Source organism: Sorangium sp. So ce367, from assembly GCF_051520455.1.
Lineage (GTDB): Bacteria > Myxococcota_A > Polyangia > Polyangiales > Polyangiaceae > Sorangium > Sorangium cellulosum_B.
In genome coordinates this window covers 4,461,214-4,484,670 of record NZ_CP150334.1, presented here as the reverse complement: position 1 = coordinate 4,484,670, position 23,457 = coordinate 4,461,214, and the positions used below count along the sequence as shown (strand labels likewise).

Annotated in this window: 21 protein-coding genes; 6 read left to right on the top strand and 15 right to left on the bottom strand. The window is 70.5% G+C overall.

Annotated elements, in window-relative coordinates; genetic code table 11:
* Positions 1 to 4: 4 nt before the first annotated feature.
* Together WME97_RS17130 and WME97_RS17125 are read left to right on the top strand one after the other, a co-directional pair.
* Entirely contained in the window at positions 5 to 1,390 is a 1,386-nt protein-coding gene (locus WME97_RS17130; protein ID WP_437552968.1) for an aldehyde dehydrogenase family protein, read from the top strand.
* A gap of 111 nt (positions 1,391 to 1,501) precedes the next feature.
* A complete protein-coding gene (locus tag WME97_RS17125) occupies positions 1,502 to 1,930 on the top strand; it encodes a VOC family protein (protein ID WP_437552967.1) in 429 nt (142 codons plus the stop codon).
* Positions 1,931 to 2,062: 132 nt separating this feature from the next.
* On the opposite strand, the gene WME97_RS17120 is transcribed toward WME97_RS17125, so the two are convergent.
* The 3 genes from WME97_RS17120 to WME97_RS17110 all read right to left on the bottom strand — a co-directional run bounded on the left by WME97_RS17120 (position 2,063) and on the right by WME97_RS17110 (position 6,614).
* Positions 2,063 to 4,747: a hypothetical protein gene (locus WME97_RS17120; RefSeq protein ID WP_437552966.1), complete on the bottom strand. Its 2,685-nt coding sequence runs from the start codon at positions 4,745 to 4,747 to the stop codon at positions 2,063 to 2,065.
* 305 nt (positions 4,748 to 5,052) lie between these two features.
* Complete coding sequence (gene rpsD, locus WME97_RS17115) at positions 5,053 to 5,664, bottom strand: 30S ribosomal protein S4 (protein WP_437552965.1); 612 nt, start codon at positions 5,662 to 5,664, stop codon at positions 5,053 to 5,055.
* A gap of 167 nt (positions 5,665 to 5,831) precedes the next feature.
* Complete coding sequence (locus WME97_RS17110) at positions 5,832 to 6,614, bottom strand: class I SAM-dependent methyltransferase (RefSeq protein ID WP_437552964.1); 783 nt, start codon at positions 6,612 to 6,614, stop codon at positions 5,832 to 5,834.
* 405 nt (positions 6,615 to 7,019) lie between these two features.
* On the opposite strand from WME97_RS17110, the gene WME97_RS17105 reads away from it, so the two are divergent.
* Positions 7,020 to 7,562: a PadR family transcriptional regulator gene (locus tag WME97_RS17105; RefSeq protein ID WP_231864867.1), complete on the top strand. Its 543-nt coding sequence runs from the start codon at positions 7,020 to 7,022 to the stop codon at positions 7,560 to 7,562.
* 17 nt (positions 7,563 to 7,579) lie between these two features.
* On the opposite strand, the gene WME97_RS17100 is transcribed toward WME97_RS17105, so the two are convergent.
* The 4 genes from WME97_RS17100 to WME97_RS17085 all read right to left on the bottom strand — a co-directional run bounded on the left by WME97_RS17100 (position 7,580) and on the right by WME97_RS17085 (position 12,216).
* A complete protein-coding gene (locus WME97_RS17100; RefSeq protein ID WP_437552963.1) occupies positions 7,580 to 8,110 on the bottom strand; it encodes a GNAT family N-acetyltransferase in 531 nt (176 codons plus the stop codon).
* Between the two features lie 139 nt (positions 8,111 to 8,249).
* Positions 8,250 to 9,383: a UTP--glucose-1-phosphate uridylyltransferase gene (locus tag WME97_RS17095; RefSeq protein WP_437552962.1), complete on the bottom strand. Its 1,134-nt coding sequence runs from the start codon at positions 9,381 to 9,383 to the stop codon at positions 8,250 to 8,252.
* A gap of 256 nt (positions 9,384 to 9,639) precedes the next feature.
* Positions 9,640 to 10,590 carry a Uma2 family endonuclease gene (locus WME97_RS17090; RefSeq protein ID WP_437552961.1) on the bottom strand — a complete coding sequence of 317 codons (951 nt, stop codon included), beginning with the start codon at positions 10,588 to 10,590 and terminating at the stop codon, positions 9,640 to 9,642.
* A 96-nt stretch (positions 10,591 to 10,686) separates the two neighbouring features.
* Entirely contained in the window at positions 10,687 to 12,216 is a 1,530-nt protein-coding gene (locus WME97_RS17085) for an O-antigen ligase family protein (protein WP_437552960.1), read from the bottom strand.
* A 260-nt stretch (positions 12,217 to 12,476) separates the two neighbouring features.
* On the opposite strand from WME97_RS17085, the gene WME97_RS17080 reads away from it, so the two are divergent.
* On the top strand, positions 12,477 to 13,082 hold the full coding sequence (locus WME97_RS17080) for a polysaccharide biosynthesis/export family protein (protein ID WP_437552959.1): 606 nt from the start codon (positions 12,477 to 12,479) through the stop codon (positions 13,080 to 13,082).
* 177 nt (positions 13,083 to 13,259) lie between these two features.
* Complete coding sequence (locus WME97_RS17075; RefSeq protein WP_437552958.1) at positions 13,260 to 14,438, top strand: hypothetical protein; 1,179 nt, start codon at positions 13,260 to 13,262, stop codon at positions 14,436 to 14,438.
* 97 nt (positions 14,439 to 14,535) lie between these two features.
* Here the strand turns inward: WME97_RS17075 and WME97_RS17070 are convergent, their stop codons facing one another.
* Complete coding sequence (locus WME97_RS17070) at positions 14,536 to 15,072, bottom strand: VOC family protein (protein ID WP_437552957.1); 537 nt, start codon at positions 15,070 to 15,072, stop codon at positions 14,536 to 14,538.
* 123 nt (positions 15,073 to 15,195) lie between these two features.
* Here WME97_RS17070 and WME97_RS17065 point away from each other — a divergent pair, with 123 nt between their 5' ends.
* The gene (locus WME97_RS17065; RefSeq protein ID WP_437552956.1) at positions 15,196 to 16,215 is read left to right on the top strand and encodes an AraC family transcriptional regulator; all 1,020 of its coding nucleotides are present in this window, start codon (positions 15,196 to 15,198) and stop codon (positions 16,213 to 16,215) included.
* Positions 16,216 to 16,224: 9 nt separating this feature from the next.
* On the opposite strand, the gene WME97_RS17060 is transcribed toward WME97_RS17065, so the two are convergent.
* From WME97_RS17060 to WME97_RS17030, 7 genes are all read right to left on the bottom strand, one after another.
* Complete coding sequence (locus WME97_RS17060; protein ID WP_437552955.1) at positions 16,225 to 16,710, bottom strand: hypothetical protein; 486 nt, start codon at positions 16,708 to 16,710, stop codon at positions 16,225 to 16,227.
* 6 nt (positions 16,711 to 16,716) lie between these two features.
* Positions 16,717 to 18,840 (bottom strand): recombinase family protein, encoded by a 2,124-nt coding sequence (locus WME97_RS17055; RefSeq protein WP_437545634.1) that lies wholly within the window; start codon positions 18,838 to 18,840, stop codon positions 16,717 to 16,719.
* A gap of 261 nt (positions 18,841 to 19,101) precedes the next feature.
* On the bottom strand, positions 19,102 to 20,274 hold the full coding sequence (locus tag WME97_RS17050) for a tyrosine-type recombinase/integrase (RefSeq protein WP_437552954.1): 1,173 nt from the start codon (positions 20,272 to 20,274) through the stop codon (positions 19,102 to 19,104).
* Between the two features lie 215 nt (positions 20,275 to 20,489).
* Positions 20,490 to 21,011, bottom strand: coding sequence for a hypothetical protein (locus WME97_RS17045; RefSeq protein WP_437552953.1), 522 nt, complete (start codon positions 21,009 to 21,011; stop codon positions 20,490 to 20,492).
* A gap of 100 nt (positions 21,012 to 21,111) precedes the next feature.
* Positions 21,112 to 21,711: a hypothetical protein gene (locus tag WME97_RS17040; protein WP_437552952.1), complete on the bottom strand. Its 600-nt coding sequence runs from the start codon at positions 21,709 to 21,711 to the stop codon at positions 21,112 to 21,114.
* A complete protein-coding gene (locus WME97_RS17035; protein WP_437552951.1) occupies positions 21,692 to 22,333 on the bottom strand; it encodes a hypothetical protein in 642 nt (213 codons plus the stop codon). The genes WME97_RS17040 and WME97_RS17035 overlap by 20 nt, the downstream gene beginning before the upstream one ends.
* A 23-nt stretch (positions 22,334 to 22,356) precedes the next feature.
* Positions 22,357 to 23,427, bottom strand: a complete 1,071-nt coding sequence (locus WME97_RS17030; RefSeq protein ID WP_437552950.1) for a hypothetical protein — start codon at positions 23,425 to 23,427, stop codon at positions 22,357 to 22,359.
* Between the last annotated feature and the right edge of the window lie 30 nt (positions 23,428 to 23,457).

Below are 23,457 nucleotides of genomic sequence, written 5' to 3'. Positions count from 1 at the left end.
CGCCATGTCCGACCTCGTGATCGACAACCCGTATACCCTCGAGGAAGCCGTCCGCCGGCCTCTTGCAGACGAGGCCGCCGTCGACCGCCTCCTCGACACGGCGACCGCCGCCGCGCGGCGCTTCTCGCACACATCCATCGCCGAGCGCGCCGCCCTGTGCCAGCGCGCGGTCGAGCACATCGAGGCCAACACCCCGTCGATCGCCGCCGACATCACCCGCATGATGGGCAAGCCCCTGCGCCAATCCCGCAATGAAGTCGCGGGGATGGCCAAGCGAGCCCGGCACATGATCGCGATCGCCGAGGGCGCGCTCGCCGATGTGATCCTGCCGGAGCTCCCCGGGCTCGAGCGGCGGATCGTGCGCGCTCCGCTCGGTGTGGTCTTCAATCTCCCCGCCTGGAATTATCCGCTCCTCACCGCCGTGAACGTGGTCATCCCCGCGGTGCTCTCGGGCAATGTGGTGCTGCTCAAGCACTCGCCGCGCTCGCCGCTCTGCGGAGAGCACTTCGCGACGGCGTTCGCGGAGGCCGGCGCGCCGCCCGGCCTCGTCCAGGCCTTCCACTGCAGCCACGCCACGTCCGAGCGCATCGCGTCCGACCCGCGGGTCAACTTCGTCGGTTTCACCGGTTCCGTCGAAGGCGGACGCCGGATCTATGCGGCCACATCGAAGAAGGTGGCCGTCGACGCCGGCCTGGAGCTCGGCGGGAAGGACGGCGCCTACGTCGCGGCCGACGCGGACCTGGAGAAGGCGGTGGACGGGATCGTCGACGGCGCCTGTTACAACGCCGGACAGAGCTGCTGCGCTGTCGAGCGCGCGTATGTGCACCGCGACCTCTATCCGAAGTTCGTGGAGGCCGCGCTGGAGCTGATGAAGCGTTACGTCCTCGGCGATCCGACCGATGAGCGGACGAACCTGGGTCCAATGGCGCAGCCTCACGCGCCGGCGTTCCTGGAGGCGCAGGTGAAGCAGGCGCTCTCCCGGGGGGCGAAGGCGCTCTGCGGCGGTCGGGCGACCCAGGTCGACGGCCGCGGCCGCTTCTTCGAGCCGACGCTCCTCGTGGACACGGCGCCCGATCTCGACGTGATGCGCATCGAGTCGTTCGGGCCGGTGCTGCCCATCGTGCCGGTCTCGTCCGACGAGGAGGCGCTCGCGCTGATGAACGACAGCGATCTGGGGCTCACCGCGTCGGTCTGGACGCGCGACCGCGAGCGCGCCGCGCGGCTCGCGCGCGAGCTCGACGTCGGCACGGTCTTCATGAACCAGTGTGACACCCTGGATCCGGCGCTCCCGTGGACGGGCGCCAAGAACAGCGGCAAGGGCGCGACGCTCTCGACGCTCGGGTTCCTGCATCTGACGCGGCCGAAATCGATCAACTTCAAGATCGGCTGAAGGCCTGGGCGCGCGGCGCGCGGCGCCAACACCGTGCCTCGCGCAGCCCGCGAGCAGATGAGCTCGAATGAGTCCGCTTGCGCCGGGGGCGAAGTGCGGTATCCCGAGGCGATGGAAATTCAAGAGATCTATCGCGGGCGCCTCATCGATCACGTTCAGCTCGTCGTGGCCGACCTGGCGGCAAGCAAGAAGTTCTATCGGGCCGTCTTCGAGGTGATCGGGATCCCGATGGCAGGCGAGGGCGACGATTACTTCTGGGCCGACGAGCTCTTCATCTCGAGCGTGGACTCGCCGGCCGCGGCCGGCGTGACCACCGGCCGGACGCACCTCGCCTTCCAGGCGAGCGACCGCGCGACGGTCGATCGGTTCCACGCCGCCGCGGTCGCCGCGGGCGGCAAGGACAACGGCGCTCCGGGCAAGCGCCCGTACCATCCCGGCTACTACGCGGCGTTCGTGCTCGACCCGGATGGCAACAACATCGAGGTCGTCCACCACGGCCCGGCGAACAGGTCGGCGGACGCGGTGAAGATCACGTTCTGATCGCGAAGATGTCGCGAGAGCGTCGAAGAACCGACAGAGAATCAATTGAATTGGCACGGGCGCCAGCGCACCACCGCTGCTGTTCCCGCGCTTCTTTCCCTGCTCCCCCTCTCGGCGCCTGCTCGTCTCTCCTTAAACGGACTGCCCCGCTGGCTCTCCATCGATGCAGACCCGCTTCCTGGCGACGGGCCTCGGCGCGACGTCGTTCAGGACCACCCCGAGGATGCGACGATCGCCGAGCTGCTCGGCGGCCCTCGTCAGCGACGACGCCCGGGTCAGCGAGGCGCGCGCGACGAGGACGATGCCGTCGGAGGCGTCCTCGATGACGTTGGCGTCGCCCGAGCCAAGGACCGGAGGGCCGTCGATGACGACGTAATCGTGGTAGCGCCGCAGCGTGCGCATCGCGGCCTCGAAGTGGACCGAGTGGAGCGCCGCGGGATAGCTCGCCTCGTGCGACGGCTCCGCGAGCACCGAGAGCGACTGGCTGACCGCGATGACGCCCAGCGGGCGGATCTCGCCCGCCATCCGCCGCCGGAGCTGCTCCGAGAAGCTCGCGTGCGCGGGCAGCCGCAGGCCGAGCGTCGCCGCGACGCGGGGGCACGCGAGGTGGCCGTCGACGAGCAGCACCCGGGCGCGCTCGGCCTCGGCGAGCGTCATCGCGAGGCGGACCGCGAGCGCGGTCTTTCCCTCGGCCCGGCCGGGGCTCACCACCGCGATCGCGAGCGGCTCGCCCGCCCGCCGCTGATCGAGCCGGTGCCGGAGGACCCGGAGCGCCGCGAGCGCGGGCGCGGGCGCGCCCCGGAGCAGCTCGAACACGCCGTGCCCCTCGGGATCGAGGTCCGCGCCGATGATCTCCACCTCGGGCCCATCGAACGCGGAGCCGCCGGCGCGCGCGAACGAGCGCACGCCCATGCAGGCGAGCGGCGCCTCGGGCGCGCTCCAGGACGACCGGTCGGCCACCTCGCAATCGCCGAGGTCGAGGCCGTCCCGGAGCGTGTCCTCCGGGGCGGCGCCGGCCGGAGCGGCCTCTTCCGCCGCGCCGGACGGCTCTGCGCCGTGCCCGAGCCCGCAGGGCGGCTCGGTGCCAGGCCCAGCCGCGCCAGGCGGGTCTGCGCCATGCCCGCGCCCGCCGGGCGGCTCCGTGCCGTACTTCGGCTCGACGGGCGGCTCCGCGTAGTACGCGGGCACGATCGTGCGCTCGCGGAGCGGCGGGCGCGCCGGGAGCTCCGGCATCGCGGCCAGCAGGGCGGGGCCGCCGAGCGCGTGGATGTCGCCGCCGTCGTAGAGCGTGTCGTTGAGCAGCACCCGGGCCCCGGCGACGCCGAGCGCGAAGAAGAACGTCACCGCGGCGCCAGCGAAGAAGACGCGGCCACGCCCCCGGTCAGGGCGGCTCGGCAGGTAGGCCTGGTCGAGGACGTCGAGCTCGGTCTCGCTCTTGTTCTCGGCGGCGTCCGCGGACAGGTCCGCCGCCCGCTCGTTGGCCTGAACGGTCTTCAGGTACTCGCGCGCCCGCTCGAGATCGAGGCGGAGCCGGTGCCACTCGGTCTCGAGCTCGATCACGCGCTCCTCGGCGCCCCCGTCGGCCGCCCATGGCGGCGCGCGCGGCGCCTCGCCCCTGGCCGCGCTCTCCGCCGGCGCGCGCGGCGCCTCGCCCCCCACCGGCGCCCTGCCCCCTCCGGCGCGCGCGCGCAGCCCCGCGATCTGCCGGAGGAGCGCGGTCCGCTCCGCCGCGAGCGCCGCGCGCCGCGACGGCGTGAGCGCGCGCGCCTCGCCGGCCGGCGCCTCGGTGACGCCCGCGCGCACGAGCCCGAGCGCGCTCTCGGCCGCGGTGAGCTGGCTCTTCGCCGCCTCGACGCGGCGCTTCGCGGCGACGGCGTCCGGGTGGATCGGGGTCACGGTCGTGAGCTTCTCGGCGAGCGCCGCCTCGGCCGCCGCGACCGCGGCGACCGCGGCCGTTCGGGCCCGCTGCGCCTCGACGAGGCTCTGGGGCAGCGGCTGCCCCGGCGCCGCCGCTGGCGATCGCCCGGCCCCGAGCAGCGCCTCGACCCGCGCGAGCTGCCGCTCGAGCGCCGCGAGCTGCGGGTCGACCGGGCGGGCAGGCTGCGCTGACGACAGGGCGCGCGCCAGAGCCGCGGGCGCGGGGGCGCCGGGCGAGCCGAGCGGCTGGGGCGCCGGCGCATACGGAGAGTCGTTGAGCCCCCACTGGAACTGCGGATTCCTGGCGAGGAACGTCGCCAGCGCGCGGCTCGCCGCGTCGACCTTGGAGCTGGCCTCGGCGAGCTCCTCCCGCAGGAAATCGCGGGTCATCGTCGCCGTGCCGAGGCTGTCGCGGCGGTAGTCGTCGAGCAGGATCTGCGTGAGGCGGGCGGCGACCTGCTGCGCCACGTGCGGATCGTCGTGGGTGAACGAGACGACGTACGTATCGCTGCTCTGCGCGCGGAAGCCGACGTGGGTCTTCATCTCCTCGACGGCCTCGACCATCGAGCGGGCGGACTTCTCCGGGTAGAGCCCGAACGCCTCGACGACGCCGGCGAGCGTTCCGCGCGCGGTGAGCGCGTCCTTGAGCTTCGACCCGAGGCGCGCCGCGCGCGCGGTGCTGCTCTGGGGATCGCGGCCGGTCTGGATGGTGTCGCGGTAGAGGATCGTGGCCTCGCTCCGCCACACCCGCTTCGTGGCGAGCGCCAGGGCGAAGGAGATCGCGAGTCCGACGGCCAGCATCGCGGCCGCTCCGCGCCAGTACATCCGGACCCGGCCGAGGACGCTGATCGCGCGATCCAGGCGCTCCCGGGGTGTGCTCTCCGTGCTCAGGCTGGCCATGGTGTTCCTCGCCCTTGTAGGCAGCGCGTCCAGCGCCGCGCGGCGCGGAGGGCGCGCGCGAGGGCGCTCCGCCCCCGCACGGCAAGGCGCGTGCTCGCGGGCGCGTCACCCCGGGACGCACCCGGCTCGGCGCCACCACGCGGGCTGACCGCGTGAGAGAGGGCCCATGCCGACGCACGCCATGGACATTCGGCGTCCGGCGCGCGCGGCTCGCTGCGCGGACGCTCCCAGGAAGGCGGGCGCTTGTCGCGACCGCCCCGCGTCGAGGGAGGCGGGCTCGCCAGCGCGGCGAGCCCTGGTCCTCGTCACAGCCGCTGCGAGTAGTACTCGATGATCAGCTGAACCGCGATGGGGAACGGGATGCTCGTCTCGTCCGGGAGCGCGGCCACGCGGGCCTGCCGGGCGTCCTTGTCGACAGCGAGCCACGTGGGGGCCTCCATGTCCGTCCTCGCGAGGCCCTCCACGACGGTCCGGTGGTCACGGCGCTTCTCGCTCACGCTCACCGTCTCTCCGGTGGTGACGCGGTAGGACGGGATATCGACGCGCTTTCCGTTGATGAGCACGTGCCCGTGCGCCACCAGCTGCCGCGCGGCCGGGATGGTGCGCGCGAAGCCCGCGCGGAAGATGACGTTGTCGAGCCGCCGCTCGAGCAGCTCGATGAGCTTCGTCCCGGCGGCGAGATCGCTCCTGCGCGCCTCGAGCATGAGCGTCTTCAGCTGCGTATCGGTGAGGCCGTAGTTGAGCCTGACCTTCTGCTTCTCGCGGAGCCGCAGGGCGAACTCGCTGAGCTTCTTGCGGGCCTGTCCGTGCTGCCCGGGGGGGTAAGGCCTCCGCTCCGTCTTCTTGGCCGACAGCCCGGGGAGCTCGACCCCGAGCGCGCGCATGACCTTGACGCGAGGTCCGGTGTAACGGCTCATGCCCGGGCCCTCCCCAGGGACGCGCGCGCGTCGCGATGGTGGAGCGCGGCGCCGCAGGGCGCCGGTGCGTCAACGTAGTCCTGGATGTTCATCGAGCTTCTCTGTCCTTGTGCATGGGTCTTGCTGTTACTTGTTATGGAGGTGTTATCGAGGGTGCCATCGAGGGCTCACACGCGCCGGAGGTGGCGGAGGATCGGGAACTGCGCTTTACGGAAGAAGCGCGCGAGTCCATTCGTGGTCCGGATGCGGGCGCCGAGCGGCTCGGGATAGTCGTTATCGCCCAGGACGCGCAGCCATGGAAACGTCTCGACGACGCCTCCCTCTCGGTGGAGCTCGACGTGACGCGCGCCCCTCGCCGCGGTGGGACGGAGCTGGAGGCATGGGCTCGCGTCGAGCAGGAGCTCCACGTCCTTGGCGAGGCGCAGGGAGACCTGGGTCAAGAAGGCGCCGATCCGCTCGGGGCCGAGATGAGAGAAGAGGCCGAGGCCGAGGATCAACGTGGGCCAGTCCTGCGCGTCGGCGAGCTGATCGATCCAGTGATCGCAGCCGGGGGACGCCGTGGCCAGCGCATACCGTGACGTCTGCGGGGCGCGCCGGGACTTCCACGCGACCACGCGGGGAACGTCGATGTCGATCCAGTGGAGCTGCCCGTTGTCGACGCGCGAGAACCGGGTGCACGGCCCGGAGAAGAGCCCGATGGCCAGCCCGTCCGGGTGACGGCGGAAGAAGTCGTCCACGACGTCGTCGACCAGCCGCGTGCGGGTCGCGAGGGGGCGGAGCTCCTGTTCCGTGAAGCCGGCGCGCTCGACCTCGAGCACGCGGGCGAGCTGACGCGCTTCCTCGTCGTGGAGCCCGAGGTCGGGAAACGCGTCGGAGGCGTACGCGCACGCGGCGACTCCCGCGAGCTCGCGTCGAGCAAACGAAGGGGCAGCGTCGATACTGAAAATCATTTTCACTTTCGTTACAGGGACGAGCGTCCCGTGTCAAGCAGCGAACAGCTGGCGATCAGCCGCGACCCCACCCAGGTTGAGCCCGGCGGACCCCACCCAGGTTGAGCCTGCAACCCCACCCAGGTTGAGCCTGCAACCCCACCTGCCCCGCCTCTTGACGGCCGACAGTCGAGAGCTATCTTTTAGATATATCTTTTAGAATATCGACCCGGCCGCCACAGGTCCGCCGGGCAGTGGAGCCGGGGTGGTCTGCGCACGAGCGCGCGGCAGCTGAGTGTTCGCCGCCGTGGTGGTCCGCCGCCGAGCCGGAGAGGGATTTTGTCTATGTTCTGGGGATACGAACACCATCACTGCGCAGGCCCGCGAGGGCCGAGGGGGGGTCCGTTCGGGAGGGGTCGGCCCGGCATGGGTGGCGGCCCGCCGGGCTGGTGGGGCGACTGGTTCGGAGGGCCGCCGCTCCGCGCCGATCGCGGCGGCGTGCGCTACCTCGTGCTCGACGTGCTCGCCGAGCGAGCTCGCCATGGCTACGAGGTCATCCAGGCGATCGAGCAGCGCAGCGGCGACACCTACCGGCCGAGCCCCGGCGTCATCTATCCGACGCTGCAGATGCTCGAGGAGCTCGGCCACGCGCGCGTCATCGAGGCCGAGGGGCGCAAGATCTACGAGATCACCGACGCGGGGCGCGAGGACCTCAAGGCGAACCGCGAGTATGTCGACGAGTTCTACGAGCGCTTCGTCGAGACCTCGTGGGAGCGCTTCGCCGAGGATTTCGGCGACGTCATGAAGCGCATCGGCTCGCTCATGAAGATGCTGCGCCACGCGATGCGCCGGGGGCGCATCACGCCGGCCGTGCTCGCGCGCACCGTGAAGGTGCTCGACAAGGCGGCGGCCGAGATCGAGGAGCTGCTCGCCGAAGATCCGGAGGGGCGCGCCGGCCGGCGCCCGTGATCCGCGCCGCCGTGGAATCAGGGCGCGACGCGCTCAGACACGCTCTCGAAGCAGAACACCCGCCAGGCGTGTGGCTGGCCAGGACGCACGAGCTCCGTCACAGCGCCGCTCGTGAACTCCGCGACGACACCGCGCCAGAACGCCAGAGCGCCCCGGTTCCCCTCGGCGACGCGCACGGTCCACTTCCCGGGGAGGCCGTTCCATAGGAGGCACGCCGCCTGGCGGCCCACGCCGGAGCGGCGATAGCGGCGAAGGACGAAGAACTCGGCCACATCCAGGGTGTCCGGGTCCTCCACCGCCGGCGAACCGCGCGTCGCCAGCACAAACCCCGCGACGCGCCCGCCGCATCGAATGAGAAACGCGAACCGCCGCTCCCGCTCCGACCAGTAGAGAGGGAGCTTGGGGTAGCCGAAGCGCCCGTCCTGCCCCAGCTCGACCGCGGGGAACACGTCGCTGAGATCGTGAATGTACAGCTCGAGAAGGTTGGACAGGATCACCGCATCCGCCGGCGTCGCCGCGTCCAGAGAGACCGTCTGCGCATCTGCCATATCCATTTCTCCCGTCCGCCAGCGCGCGCTCGGGCGCTCCTCGGCGGCGCGCAGCGCCTCGTCGCACGCGTCGATTCACGACGACAGGCACCTTCGCTCGCCAGCCGCGCGCCGCGCGCCGCGGCCTGCGCTCCTCGGTTCAGCCGAGGAAGCCGCGCGCGCGGGCGATCGCCTCGATCGCCGGCCTCCGCCGCTCCAGCTCCTCGACGTCCTTGACGGGAAGGAACCGGGCCGCGAGGCCCTCACGCGGGACGCGAACGAACCGGGCCGGCAGCCCGAACGTGACCTCGTTCAGGATGCGCTCGAACTGGATCGCCTTGCGGTCGTTCACCTTCTTCTCGACCTCCACATAGATCCAGTCCAGCGCGAGCGCGTTGAGCGCCTCGGCGCTCGCCAGGAAGGTGTTGGTGTTGAAGACGGGCACGACCTTCGGATCGAACCCGACCGGCAGCCGGAAGTCCTCTGCCATCACCGGTCGGCCGTTCCACCGCAGCGGCCCGCCCCCCTTGTCGCCGCCCTTGTCGACCACCTCGACGGAGAGCGGCCCGCCGTGGCCGAGGTGCCAGCCCAGGAGGACCGGATCGACGGTCGCGCCGAGGTTGTCGAGGTTGGCGATCCAGACGATCTTCCCGCCGCGGGCGATGAAGCGGCCGAGGAGGCCGCTCTCGCGGAGGGCATCCGGGAGATCGCCGTGACCGGTGGCGTAGACGCTCGGCTCGCCCGCCTCGTCCAGGAACAGCCCGCCTTCCGGGGTCAGGCGCAGCGAGACGTGCTGCTCGAACGTGGCGCACAGATCGCCCGGCTCATCGAGGCGCGGGCCGAGCGCCTCGCGGATCGGTCCGTTCGTCGCCTCGCTGGTCATCAGCCACAGCGGGACCGGGACCCCCGTCGTGCGCCGGAGGTGATCGCTCTCGGCGAGGCGCAGATCGAGGAAAGTCCGACCGGGCAGCACCTCGACGAGCGCCTTGACCACGCCGCCCATCCGGGTGGCCATCCCGCCGGCGAGGACGCAGAGGGCGACCTCGCCCCGGCGCAGCGCGGCCAGGCCCGCCTCGCGGCAGCGGGCGTGCTCGGGCGTGCCCTCGGCGGGCAGGTCGCCGACATCGCCGGGCGCGGGCGGCTCGACCGTGCCCTGGAGGCGGTTGCGGGCGTCCCGGTCCTTGCCGATGGACGCGGCCCACCGGGCGACGCGATCGGGGTCGAACCCGCGAGCCCGGAGGCGAGCGAGGAGAGGGCCAGGGAGCGCGGCGATCTGCTGGGTGAGGGAAGACACGGTATCCTCAAAAGACCACGAGGCGATGCGCGAGGCAACGGCGTCGTGCAACCGGTCACGCCATGCAGAATGGGCGCGCCTCCTGCTCGAGAGGCATCTCGCGCCTGCGCACACACCCGAGATCCGGATGGCGCTGAATGCGTCGTACGCGGCTCCCTGATGCCACGTCGCTCGCCTGAAGATCGCCAGTTCCATTCCGAGAATGGACCCTCTCCAGGAAATCACGCCGACCCGGGAGCCCCCGGTCCGGCTTCGGTCAGCGGCCGGTCGACTCCAGGAACAGCTCCTCCACCGCTGCCGCGGTCGCCGCGCGCTGGAGCCAGCGTCCCAGGACGTCCACGTCCGTCTCGCCGAGGATCCGGCCCCTCGCCTCGTCGCTCGCCGGGACGCCGCGCGCGTCCAGCAGCATCAGGATCGCCGCCGACAGCCGGCCCACCGCCTGCTCCGCCCGCGCCTGCTCCTGCTCTGCCCGCGCCTGCTCCTGCTCGATCCGGGCCTCGGCGGCCTCGATCATCCCCTCCAGCTTGCCCACCAGCTCGCTGGCAGTGACCAGCTCAGCGGTATCCGCGTAAAAGCGGAGACGTCCCGCCTCCACCGCCAGATCCAGATCGAGGACCTCCGATCGGTACCGCCCGGCGCGCGAGGGGATGCTCTCGTAGCGCCGCACGCCGGTGGGCGGTAACCGGTGAGCTTTGAGGTGTCCGCGCGGGATGTCGTAGATGAAGTACTCGCGGATCCCGAGGGTCGCGTAGCGCACGACGTTGTCGACGAAGTCCTTGCGCCAGTTGCCGGCGTAGTGCACCTCGATCGCGAGGTCGATCCCCTTGCCCTCGGCGCTGACCATCCAGCAGAGGCGCGGGGTGGGATCGACGTCGGTCACCGCGATCACGTCGGGCGTGAAGCCCTTCTCGCCCGGATAGTGGACCTTCATCTCGGCGCCGATGTAGATGCGCCGCCCGCGCCGGCCGAACCAGGCGCGGAGCGTGTCGCGGGCTTCCACCTTGGCGTCGAAGTGTGGGTCCCCTTCGGCCATGGCCAGGCGCTCGTCGATCTCCTCCTGGGACATGGAGTCGACGAGCGCCGTGATCGCCTGCTGGCGCTGAGCGGGCGACATCGCGGCCCACTCGGCCTCCGTCGGGGCGCGCGGCGCCTCGGCCGGGATCGACGCCGCGGCGGGGTCGACGGGCTTGCGGATGGGAGCCGACATCCCGCCCAGCATACCACCATTCCAGGGCGCTCCCGTCGGACGACCTGCGAGGCCGCGCCGCCGCCGTCCCGGAGCGCCCGGCGCGCGCGGGCGCGCTCACCCGAGGAACCGGAGCAGGACGTTGAGCAGCACGAGCACCAGGGACATCCCGCCGCACACGAGCGCGACCTCCCTCCCGGACACGCGCACCACGACGCGGCTGTCCTCGGCCCGCGCGGCGCCGTAGAGCGCGGCGGAGGCGCCGAACACCATGTAGAGGATGTCCTTGTAGGCCCACGAGAGGAAGAAGATGCCGATCAGCGCGCCGCACAGGCTCACGAAGATCGCCGGCGCGAACCGCCTCGCCGTGGGGCCGACATCGACGTCGCCCAGCCAGATCGACAGCGGCACCTTGATCGACGCGTACAGGACGAGCGCGAACAGGCACATCCCGAGCAGGCCCGTCTCGGCCGCGGCGAGGAGATACGAGTTGTGGGCGGTCAAGCCGAGCGACGACTCGTCGCCGAACTGCCCTGCGCCGACGCCGATCCCCTTCGTCCGGCGGATCATCTTGAACGCTTCCCGGAGCAGCTCGACGCGCTCGCCCGAGCTCTCGCTCGCCTCATCGCCGCTCCGGCCCCCGAGCAGGAGCATGGGCGGCCCGACGAAGCAGGCGGCGATGACGCCAAGCGTGCCGCTCCGCCGGATGAAGCTGATGCCGAGGACCGCCAGGTACACGATGACGCCCGAGCGCGAGCGCGACAGGACGACCATCGCGCCGATCGCCGCGATGACGGCCGTCACGGGGAGCGCGCGGAGCGCCCCGGCCACGCGCGAGATCAGCCGATCCGTGAGCAGGACGGGAAGCGTCAGCGCGCGGCGCGCCCCGCAGGCCCGCGGGGGCCCTGGCGCAGCGCCGCCGGGCGGCGCGCCAGCCGACGAGGGTGAGCCCCCGCGGACGGACTTGCGCGGCCGGCGCGGGCCGAAGCGCCGCTCGGCGAGCGCGATCGCGAGCGGGATCGACATTCCGGCCATCAGCGAGAGCTCGTTGGGATCGGCGAGCGAGCCGCGGTAGCGGACGCGGCCATCGATGGTCGACGTGCCGAGCGGCCCGGGGCGCTCGCACCGGTAGTTGCCGTCGGGCACGGGCGCCTCGATGCGGCAGTCGAGGTTGGTCTCGCAGGGGCGCCCATCCGGCTCGAGCTCGCCCTTGCCTTCCCAGTCATCGGGAGCCGCGATCATGCAGCCGTGGGGCTGAAACGCCTGCACGATCGCGACCACGGTCGTGAGGACGGCGCAGCCGACGAGCGTGATCGCGAGCGCCCGCAGCCCTCGCGGCGAGGCGGCGGCGACGGCGACGGCGACGAAGATGCCCGCGACGGTCGCGAGCTGCATTCCGCGCTCCTCGAGCGCGGTCGGGCGCTTCAGCGCGGTGGTCAGCGCTGCCCAGGCGAGGAACGCGAGCGCATAGACGACCTGAGGCGCGAGCGTCGGTTTGAGCCGCCGCCACACGACGTCGAGGGCGACGCAGAGCAGGGTGATCCCGAACGCCGCGTGCACGAGCGGAATCCCCGAGAGCGCGGGGATGAACTCCTGCGGCTTGATGATGACGAGCGCGCACAGCGCGCACACGACCCACGCTGCCATGGTGTGGCGCGCCGTTCGCGTGGTGCGCGCCGCGCACGGGCGGCCCGCGCCGCGCCCTCGTGACGGCCGCGCGGAGGCGCCCTGCGCGGGCGCGATGAGGCGCGGCGCGCATTCCCCCCTTCCGCGCGACGGATCTAGCACCGCGGGCCCGAGCGGCACGCGGGAAGAGCGCCAGTGCGCGCGCGAGGAGCAGGCGCGGAGCGCGGCGGCGGGATCGGCGCTTGCTGGAGCGCCATCGCATCAAGGAGGCTGGAAACCGCATGTGCTCCCGCTGTGTCCGGATTGCCCTGCTCTGCTCCGCGCTCACGGTCCTCATGGCGCTCCCGGGCTGCGGCGCGCGCTCCCCGCGGGTCGATTTCGATGCGGAGCGCCGCGCGACGAGCGCCTATGCGGTCGGCCCCGGCGACGTGCTGGAGGTGCGCGCCTGGAAGAACGAGGCGCTGAGCCAGCGCGTCACGGTGCGACCCGACGGGTTCATCACGATCCCGCTCGTCGGCGACGTCCTGGCGTCGGGGCGCACCGTCATGGGCGTCGCCGAGGACATCGCGACGCAGGCCGCCAAGTTCTATCATGAGAAGCCGGTCGTCAGCGTCGAGGTGGCAGAGCTCCACAGCTACCGGGTCTACGTGATGGGCGAGGTGTCGCGTCCTGGCGAGTTCACGCCGAGGGCGCAGATCACCGTGCTCCAGGCGCTCGCCCTCGCGGGCGGATTCACCCGCTTCGCCGATCCCGACGAGGTGGTGATCGTCCGGCGCGACGCGATCGGCGAGCGCAGGATTCCGTTCGTGTTCGATGAGGTCGTCGGGAAAGGCGATCTCCGCGGGGATCTGCCGCTGCAAACGAACGATACCGTGGTGGTGCCATAGAAGGCCTGCATCGGGGACACGTCGTTCCGGGAGCAGGCTTCTCCGCATGCGGCTGCGGCGCGCGGGTGGGTAGCGTTCACGTCGCAGAGAGCCCGTCGCGCTTCGATGGGCGTCCTCCCCTGCCCTCACGGACATCGTTGGATGATCGCCGCACCAAGTTCTGGCATCCTGGACAGGATGCGCCCCGAGGCCACGCCGCTCGCCGCCGTATTGACCCTCGCGTTGCCGGTGTTCGTCGCGGCGTGTGCCCCCGCGAGCCCCGGCCCCCCGGGCCCCGCCGGCAAGGCCGCGGCGGCGCCAGGCACGCCGGCCCTCACGGCAGCCAGCGCGCCTTCTGGCCCGAGAACCCCTGGGCCCGCCGGCGCGGCATCCTCGGGAGCAGCGCAGGCCGATGGCGCGCACGGCGCCACGCCCTCCCCCGCCCCAACCGAGCCGGCCCCCGCCATCTCGGCCGACGAAGCCGAGGCGATCCTGTTCCCGGGCGACGCCGCCGCCCACCGGGACGCCATCGACGCCTGCCGGCGCGGGAACGCCGGGACAGCGGCCGCGCCAAGCCCAGCGCACGAGCGCATCCGCTGCCTGCTCGCGCTCCGCTACCAAGGCGACCCGCAGGCGGCAGCGAGCGCCACCGCGCTCTTCGACCAGAACGGCAGCGTCGCCGGGCTGGAGCGGGAGCACATGATGGATGGCGGTTACCGCGGCATGCTCCACCTCGTCCCGGAGCTGCCGGTGCGCGCCGAGCGCCGCCACCTCGAGTGGACGGTGTCGGCGATCGCCGACTTCGACGCCTTCGTCGCGGATCTCGCGGCCACGGCCAGCTCGCCCGTGCGCTACCGGCACCGCGCCCTCGCGCTCCGGTACTTCCGGTCCGTCCGGGCGCGGACGCCTTCCGCGTACGCCTCGGGCTGGACGGTCGCGTACAACCTCTCCGGCTCGCTCCACCGCTCCGCGGACGACGTGCGGGAGACGCTCTTCCACGAGCTCTTCCACCTGAACGACGGCGCGCACGGCGGGTGGTCGCAGGCGGCGCTCTCGCCGATCTACGACGGGATCGTCGCGCGCTGCGGGACGAGGATCACCTGCCTCACGCCGTACTCGCCGAACGAGACCATCGTGAAGGGCGGCACGTATTACTCGTTCCAGCCTGGAAACGGCGTGGTGGAGTACGCCGCCGAGCTGGCGATCCGCTACTACCGCGAGCAGCGCGCGGCGCTCCGCGGCAAACAGCTCGCGAAGGCGCCGTTCAAGTGCGGCCCGCCGGAGAACGCGCGGGCGTGGTCGCTGCTCGCGAAAGAGTTCTTCGGCGGCGCCGATCGGGTGGCGCCCTGCCGGGAAGGTCCTCCGGCAGCGCCCTGAGCCACACCGCAGCGCGCGCCTTCATCCTCCAACATGCTGGGCATGCCGTGACGAGGGGGCGCAATCCCCATCGGAGGCCCGGTCGCGCGCAGGCGCGTCACCCCAGCTGCGACCGGTGGACGATCGAGGGTCGCGGCAGCTCGAGCGGCGGCATCGGATCGAAGAGCGAGCGCTCCGCGTCGGCCACCTCCTCGGCCGAGAAGGGCCGGAGGGTCTGGCAGAACTCGACCATGATGCCGTTGGGATCGATCGTGCAGATCGAGCGGCAGAACTCGCGATCTCGCTCGATCACCTCGAGGCCGTGCGAGAGCCACCGCGCGAGCATCCGACCGTAAACCTCGCCCGTCGGGGCGCTGAAAGCCAGGTGGTTCATCCACACCGGCAGCCCGAGCCCTGTCGAGAGATCGGTCCTGAAGCGGCCCCGCACCGTCTCCTCGTGCAGATCCCAGAACGCCAGCAGCGGACCATCGGGCTCGCTGGTCCGATACAGGGCGTGCCTCGCCCAGCCCCCGTCGCGGCTGCCCTCGTAAGGCACCGCGATGACCTTCACGAGACGGAACCCCATGGCCCGGGTATAAAACCGGTGTGTGGCGACCAGATCGCTGGTCGCCAGCGCGATGTGATGCACCGCCATCGTCCCCCCCTTTTCGTGCATGTCGAGGATGCCACGAGCCGGAGCGCTCGTTCAAGCTGGATTTCGAGCGCGGCGGGATCGGCGCTGAGCCCCCGGGCGTCTGCGCTATCCTCGGCGCACGCCATGTCCGACGGCGATCTCGTGTTCGCATCCATGCCTGCCGGGCTCATCGCCTTCGCCTCGTCGTGCGGAGTCCCGCAGGAGGATCTCCTCCGGGCGGCCGGCGTCTCGCCCGAGGTCCTCGCCGCGCCCGACGAGCTCGTGCCGTATGCATCGCTCTTCTCGCTGTGGGAGGTCCTTCTCCAGCGCCTCCCCGGCGAGCCGCTCGGGCTGCGTTATGCGCGCTGCATCCCGGTTTCGGTCGTCGGCATCGTGGGGCACGTCCTTCGCCACAGCGAGACCGTGCGGCAGGGCGTCGCCGTCTATGGCCGCTTCTGCCGGCTGATGGACCCGTACCTCCGTATCACCCTCGAGGAGCGCGGCGGGGTCGCCCGGCTCGCGCTCGAGCACGAGCCGCGCGTCGTCGCCATGGCCGAGCCGATCGAGATGATGATCGCGACGCTCGCGCGCTTCATCGCGCTCTACCTCGGCGGCTCGGCGCGGCCGATCGAGGCGCTGTTCCGCCATCCTCGCCGGCACCCGCCGTCGCTCTACGAGGAGGCGATCGGGGCTCCGGCCCGCTTCGACGCGGGCGCCACGGGCCTCGTCTACGATGCGCGTTTGCTCGACGCGCCCCTGGTCGGCGCGGACCCGTCGGTCCGCGATTACCTCGTTCGCCACGCCGAGCAGCTCCTCGCCGCGCGCGCCGCGCCCGCCAGCGCCGCGGCGCTCGACGCGCGCGTGCGCGCCCGCATCGACGAGCGGCTCGACCGCGGCGACGTGGACCAGGAGGGGGTCGCGCGCTCTCTGGGCATGAGCACGCGCTCGCTCCAGCGCGCGCTCAAGGACATCGGCACGTCGTTCACGGCGCAGCTCGACGAGGCCCGGCGGGAGAAGGCGCTCGATCTCGTCCGCCGGCCTGACCTCGCCCTCCAGGAGATCGCGTTCCTGCTCGGCTATGGCGAGCCGCGCCACTTCTACCGCAGCTTCCGTCGCTGGACGGGCACGACACCGGGAGAGTACCGGCGCGCCCGCGCCCGGTAGCTCCGTGTGTCAGGAATCCCGCCAGGATTTCTGAGACGACGCGGCAGAGGCGGAATAAATGTCAATAATTTCAATATGTTCCGTCTGATTCGCGGCCGGCTCGCTCTCCGGCGTGGCCCAACGCGGGCCCAACGGGCCGCCTGCAGCCACCGGGGCGCCCGCTGCGGGCTGGCCGGCGTGGTCATCGACCGCGGCCGGCGCTCGGTGGTGCAGCGCGCGGACGAAGGACGCGCCGTTGCTCGGCGACGGCGAGCCCGCCTCCGGGCCCGCGGACATGGGATCACTTCCACCTAATAAACGGCCGCCCCTGCCGTTCAGCTCGGGGATCGCCTCGTCGAGAGGCGCGAAGTCCCCCAAGCCGAGCTCAGCAACCTTGCGTGCCGCGCGCTTGTAGTGGTGAATCTGACGGCTCGACTTATGCCCGGTCCGATCGGAGATCCACGTCTCCGTGCGGCCGTTCGCGAGCTTGATGGTGATCGACCACGCATGATGCAACTCCTGTCACATTCTTTTCGAGGCCTTCCTGCTCGGCGGTAGAGGGTGTTCACGACGGAGTCGACGGAGCCGTCGTAGCTCCACCTTGTCGGCGGTTACTGCCCACTGGCCTTCGATCCGGCGAGCTTGCACCAAGCCACGGCGGCGCCACCCATGCAGGGTGACAACGGGCATCTTCAACTCGCGAGCCAGGTCCGCAACCCACCAGGCGTTTTCGGCGTTCCGCGGCGGCGGCTTGGGCCCCCGCGGGACGGCGCCGTAGCGAGACAGCATCGCAAAGATCAATCGACCGTTAAACTGGTTTTGCTGAGTCGGAGTGATCCAGCCGTCTGCGTTGAGCTGCTTGGCGATCCGTTCTGCCGTGAGCCCCTTGCGCCGCAGGTCGTAGATCGTCGCCATAAGCGCATCCTTGTATCCCGTCTTGCCCAGGTTGTGAACGGGGCGGCGGATGCGCTGATATGTTTGGTGCCCACCGACCCAATGCACGATGAGATCCATCCACGACGTGTCGTTTTCGGTCGTGACTACCACGTGATTGATCAATAGCCTCAACACAGTCTTGTGCTCTATGACCGTCGTTGTGGGCGCGTTCCAAAGCGCAGGCAGATCTGTGGCAAGGGCACGGATAGCGGCGAGGTCCTCGGCCGTCAGGTGTTGAGGCGCCTGCTGAGAGTGCCGTTCGTACGCTTCGCGCAACTCGCGCTCGGCGCGGAGCGCGTCTTCCCAGCTTCGCTCAAGCGTGCGGGCTACAAGCCGGTTCTCTGGCTCCACGCTCCTATACTGCCGAGCGGCGCGCTCTGCTTCGTAGCGTGCACGCTCGAGGCGCTGCTGCCAGAGGGCTTCCTGCTGCGCACGCTGCTGCTCGAGATCGGTGCGGACCCGCAGACTGATCTCTAGCGCGGCCGGCGTCAATGCCGAAAGCGCCAACGCCGTAACCACCCGATCGACACACGGGCCTGAGATGCTGGTGCAAAGCCGACCACCATGGTGAATCGATTCGTCGTTGCAGACGTAACGCGGGTAGAGGCGTCCGTTCTTTTTGCATGAGGCGTACTGCACCGACATTCGCACGTTGCAGCGCCCGCACTTGACGAGCCCCTGCAATAAGGCGCTCCCACGCCGCACGGCGCCCGAGGCCGCCTGCGTACGGTTGGCCTTCAGGCGAAGCTGGTTACGCTCGAACTGCTCCCAGCTGATATACGCCGGAAGGCAATCACGGACGCAGGCCTGCCAGTCCGCTGGCTCCACGAGCGGCGTGCGCCCCGTAGCGCGGCGGCCTGGCTGTTGCCGACGTGGGTCCATCCTGCGCCGCCCATACACATAGGCTCCCGCATAGATCGGATTGCGAAGTATGTTCGCGACCATGCCACGATGGGGACGGTGCCATTCAAGGCCACCGCGGTCTGCCCCGGTTCGACGACGCACGCCGATCTGGAGCCCCTGCTCGACCATCGCGCACAGCACGGCACGCACATTGCCGAGGCGTTCGAACTGCTCGAAAATGAAGCGCACGACCGCCCGGACTGACTCGTCGGGATCGAGGACCACTTCGCCGGAGGCTTGCAGCAGGTAGCCCGAGGGCACTGGCTTGCTCAGCTCTCCACGGCGCGCCTTCTGCAGCTTGCCCTGGAGCAGCCGTTGACGCAGGATGTGTAACTCGGCCTCGGACATCGTCCCTTTCAGCCCCAGCAGCAGTCGATCGTTGTATTGCGACGGGTCATAGAGACCGTCCAAATCTGCAATGAGGGTGCCGAAGCGAGCGCATAGCTCGAGCAGCTGGTGCCAGTCCTTGTTCGAGCGTGCGATTCGCGACATCTCCACGCCCAGGATCATCCCGACGTGATCCAGAGCGACCTCGGCCAACAGCCGCTGGAAGTCGTGGCGCCCCGCCGCCGAAGCCCCCGAGGTTGCGAGGTCCTCGTCGAGTACCAGGATCCGCTCCGCTTGCCAGCCGAGCCCCCGCGCCATCGCTTCGAGGCTGTATTGCAGTCGTGTCGACTCTTGGTTGTGCTGGACCTGGTACACCGATGACTGGCGTATGTACACGACCGCAAGCCGATCGAGGTGGCGACTGCTGAGCTTCGTCGGGCGCGCCTCGATGCTCGTGCAGGACCCTGCCATGGTTGTCATCGGCCGCCTCCTGGCGCGCCGCCAGGCAACGGCTCAGCATGCTGCTGAGGACGCTCACGAGCTGCGCCTGACTGTCCCGCGTCAGCGCCGCCCACAGATGCTCCTCGGTGGTCCTCTGCTGGGGCATGTGGCACCGTCCCTCCCGGACCTCGCCGCTCACGCGGCGCGTCGCTCGACTGTGCACGCAGCCACCGTGCCAACGCCAGCAGCGCCTCTGCGGCAACGACCGGCAGCTCGCTGGGGGTTGAATCCTTTGTGACTTTACCTGTATTCGGTTTGGTTGATGGTGATGAAGGTCGCGCGGGTGTCGTGCAAGCGTATATTCAGCCGTGACTGCGTGGTCTCGAACAACTCGGGTCGATCGATGCCAGCACGGCGCAGGTGATTTCGAAAGTTGTGCGCCCCACTGCGCCCCGGCAGGGGCCCGCTCGGCCCAATGAAGACACGCTCCTTCGGGGGAGATATAGCGAAATAGGTCCGAAGCGCGCGCACGACGTCGGGTGAGAGTGCCCAGGCGCGTGGGTCATCCGTCTTGTTCTCATCGAGCACCACGGCGCCGCGCTCGAGATCGAGGTCGGACGGCTCCAGCCTTCCGGCCTCGTCTGCCCGCATTCCCTCGCGAATCAGGAAGCCATAATAGATCCGATAAGACAGCGGAATATGCACCGCTGCCATGAGACGCCTATCCTCGTCGGGATAGAGGGAGCCCTTGGCCTTGTTGTCCTCCGCCTTGGGGATCCATCCACGTGGCAGCGGATTGCTGGCGATGATGCGCGCCGGATAGGTCGCGAGCGCGAGTATCCGATGAATGACCTTTGCGACTCCTTGACGCGAGGAGTCCTCAAGATGTCCTGGCAGCATGGAGATCGCGCGATCCGCATGGTCGAGCGTCAAACGAGAGAGAGGAACGGGCCCGAGTACCCCCAAAACATGATTGAGCTTATGCCGGTATTGCTCGGGATGGCGAAGCGCTTTCACATGCAGTGGGTATTGCTCGGCGAGCCTTCCAGAAACAACCAACTCGGCGAACTCAGCGAAGGTTGTTTCCCCGGACGCGCGAGCACGCGCTTCGCCCCTGCAGAGCTGCTCGATGGCAAGCCGGACGTCGCGGAGCGCGCTGCCCTCGCGTGCAGCAGCCCGCTCCAGCAGCGGCAAGCCGAGGACGATCTGGCCGGCCGCGAGCAGACGCCCGGCGAGGTCGGCCAGCACCTCCAAGCGCGCGTTGGCTTCCTGCTCGGTCCGGCACGTCGGCAAGCTGAACGTGGATCGACCGGCCTCGCCAAGGCTGAGGCGCGCGGTCCACGTCTTCCCGCGCAGTCGGACGGACCCGGAGCCGTTGGCGCGCTTTTCTCCTGCTGGACTGCCAGGGGCGCGGGCGGCCAGCTTCGGGCGATCCGTCGTGCTCGCCGAACTCGGCGAGTCTGCGACGGGCACAGCTGCCTCCGCGGCCGGAGAGGGGCGCCCGCCAGAGCGGCTCGAACGCAAACGCCGATCGGTCGACGCCGGTGCAGGGAGGGATGTGGTGGGGAATGAAGCCGAGCGCTTGGCGCGCGCCCGTCGCTGGGGTACGTCGGTCATGGATCGGTCTCCGGTGATGCGGGGGTCGATCAAGGGCCCGTCCGGCGTTCGCTGCGCCGAGCGGGCCCGCTCTACTTCGGCGGCAGCCTAGCACGGCTTGCTCCTGCGGAAGGAGCGCTCGCCCGGCCGGAGCGCGAACACGGAACAGATTCGAGGCCGGCAGAGGCCAGCACGGCGGCAACCCGCGTGCGCTCATCCACCTCTTCGTCACGGCGCGATTCTGGGTCACCAGCCAGCGCCTGGAGGTAGGCGACGAACGCTTCGCGCTGGACGAGGCGCAGCTTGCCAAGCCTCGTGACCGGGAGCGGGAAGCCCGGTCCGCGGATCGTGTCGAGGTAGACGCGTGCCGGGATCCCGGTGACCGACTCAACGTTCTTCTGCGAGAGCATCTCCGGGTGCGGCGCTGTGAGCGTGAGGCCGTCCAGCGGGATCGCGAGCGTCGCCGTTGCTGTGACGGGATGGGCAAGCCCCCTCGGGGGGCACGATCCTCGGCCAGGCACGTCCGGGAATGTCCTCTCGACCACGCGTGTGCCGTGTTCCACCTGACGAAGCGCAAGGGGGGCCGATACACGGGCGAGCGCCGCTCGTGTCATGATGTACCTCCATCCGTGTTGGGTTCGTTCGCAACCGTGACCGACGCCGCCGGAAGGGGCACGAAACGGTAGTTCTGCGCTCCCGGTAGTTCGCCGCGAACTACCGGGATACGCGCTCGGAAAGAACATCGAGCCGTATCGCGGGGTTAGGTGTTCTGGGAAGCGTCGCTGAGGGGCCGAAAAACGGGGAAAATGAAGGGCTCGATTTGGTAGTTCTGCGCGCCCCCTCAGCGACGCGCGCGGAGGTGACACCGAGGGGCCCCAAGGTAGGCACACCGCACAGAACGCGACCCACGCGCACCGGGCGAGAGGGTTCGGCCGGTCCGCCGTCGCCTCCGAAGCCCCACGCCCCCGTGCCGGCCACCGTGTCAATGATGCCGTCGGGCGCCACACCACGGACGCTGTGATTGCCCCTATCGGCGATGTAGACGCTGCCGTCGAGCCCTACCGCGATGCTGAACGGACTCGTCGATGTGGCCAGCGCGGCGGGGCCGCCGTCCCAGCTGTACCCGGCCGCGCCTGTACCGGCCACGGTCGCGATCGTCCCGTCGGGTGTACCCCGCCGCACGCGATTGCCGCCCTGCTCGGCAATGCGCAGGCGGCCATCAGGCCCGAGCGCGAGCCCGCGCGGCACGTCGAGTTCGGCGGCGACCGCAGGCCCGCCGTCGCGGCGATCCCCCTCATTGCCTGTGCCGGCCACGGGCCTCAATCACGCCGTCTGTGCCCACGCGGTGCACCCGGTGGTGGAACGTATCGGCGACGTAAATGCTGCCGTCCGTCGCCGCGGCCACGCCCGAGGGAGCATTGAGCGGCACCGCCGTTGCCCGCTCGCCATCCCTCAGCACGCAGTTTGCGCAACCGTGGCCCGCCACGGTGGTCAACACGTTGCCGAGCGCACCGGCACGGCGACGCCGCCCGTCGTCAAGGTGAAGCACCCGCCCGATGGGCTCGTAGGCGTGGTGCTCGCTCAGCATCCAGCCGCGAGGCCCCTGGGAGCGAGCGCTCAGCATAATACCGAGCGCCCCGCGCCAGACCTTCCACAGCGTGACGTCGCCTCGTGTCCTGGTGCCGACGATCGGGGTGCTCGAGAACGCCGCGAACGCCTTCCTGCGCTCCGCGGGCTCCATGTAGACACCCCGGTAGACGTAGCCGACCCGCACCGTCACCGGCTGCGCGCCTTCGAGGGGGCGCCCGGAGGCGTCCTTGCCGTCCCACGAGAACGTCGTCTCGCTGTTCAGCTCGCAGGGGCAGGCGAATCGCTCCTCGAAGCGCCGGCCGGCGATCTCGACGACCAGGTCGATGCGCTCGAGCGAGGCGGGCACGCCGCGGCGGCTGGGCGGGATCGTTAGGACATCAGGCCGAGCCTGAAGAGCGCATCGGCCCAGAGCGGCCAGAGCGTGCGGTACGGATGGGTCGCCAGCACCACGCCGCCGCTCGGCAGGCGCCGGACGTAGAACCGGGCGTGATCGACCAGGAACTCGAAGTGGTCGATGGTGATCTCGACCTGCGAGAGCGGCGAGCCGTCGCCTGTCTCCGTGCCCTGTCCGTCGCGCCCCCGGAACGGGAGCGTCCGCTCGTAGATCTCGCGCGCGCGCGGCTCTGCGGCGCGCCACGCGCCATCGGGCTTCTCCGCCGCTGCTTCGAGCGCCTCGAGCAAGGCGGAGGGCGGCGTCGCCATCGCCTTGAGAACGGTTTCACGGGAGAGCGAGCTCGAGTGCCCGCTGCTATGTCTCAGCGCGACGCACGCTCCAGGCGGCGCGGCTTCCACCCGCGCGCGGAGCGCTTCCAGCGGCAGGCCCGCGATGCGCGACACCCTCTCCTTGTCATGGAGGCACAGCCACGACAGGGCGAGATCGCGCGCGATGTCGCGGGCGTCCGCGTTGTACGTCGCGCACAGGGCGACCGGCGCGAGCCAGGTCCGCGCCGTCGTGCAGCCACCGGTCGGGACGCGCCCGCTCGCGTCCGGCGCGCAGAGGCGGAGCAGGACGTCGTCGATGTCTTCCAGCGCCATGTGCCACGCGAGCACGGCCTCGGCCTGCACGGAGCGCGGGCCCCTCCCCAGGGCGAGGTCCATGTGCATGGGGGAAAAGTCCTCGATCTGGCGGGCGTGCATGTGGATGGGGCCCATCGGCTTGAGACGCTCGCTCCTGTCGGTGAAGCAGCGAAGGATGCAATGGACGAAGTGTTCCTGGCTCAACGACGCGACGAAGTAGGCTTCGGCGTCGGTGCGCCCGAAGTGCCCGCGGAGCAGCGCGAGCACCTCGTCCACGGAGATCGTGTTGCATTCCGTGTCGCGGTCCATGATCGCGCGGATAAAGTATTGCTGCTCCTTGATGAGGGCCGACAGCGCCGCGCCGAACGCATCGACCCGTTGTGCCTCGTCACACCAGGCGAAGAAAAACGGCCCTTCTCTCATCGCTTGATCATCCTCATGAGATAGCCTGCG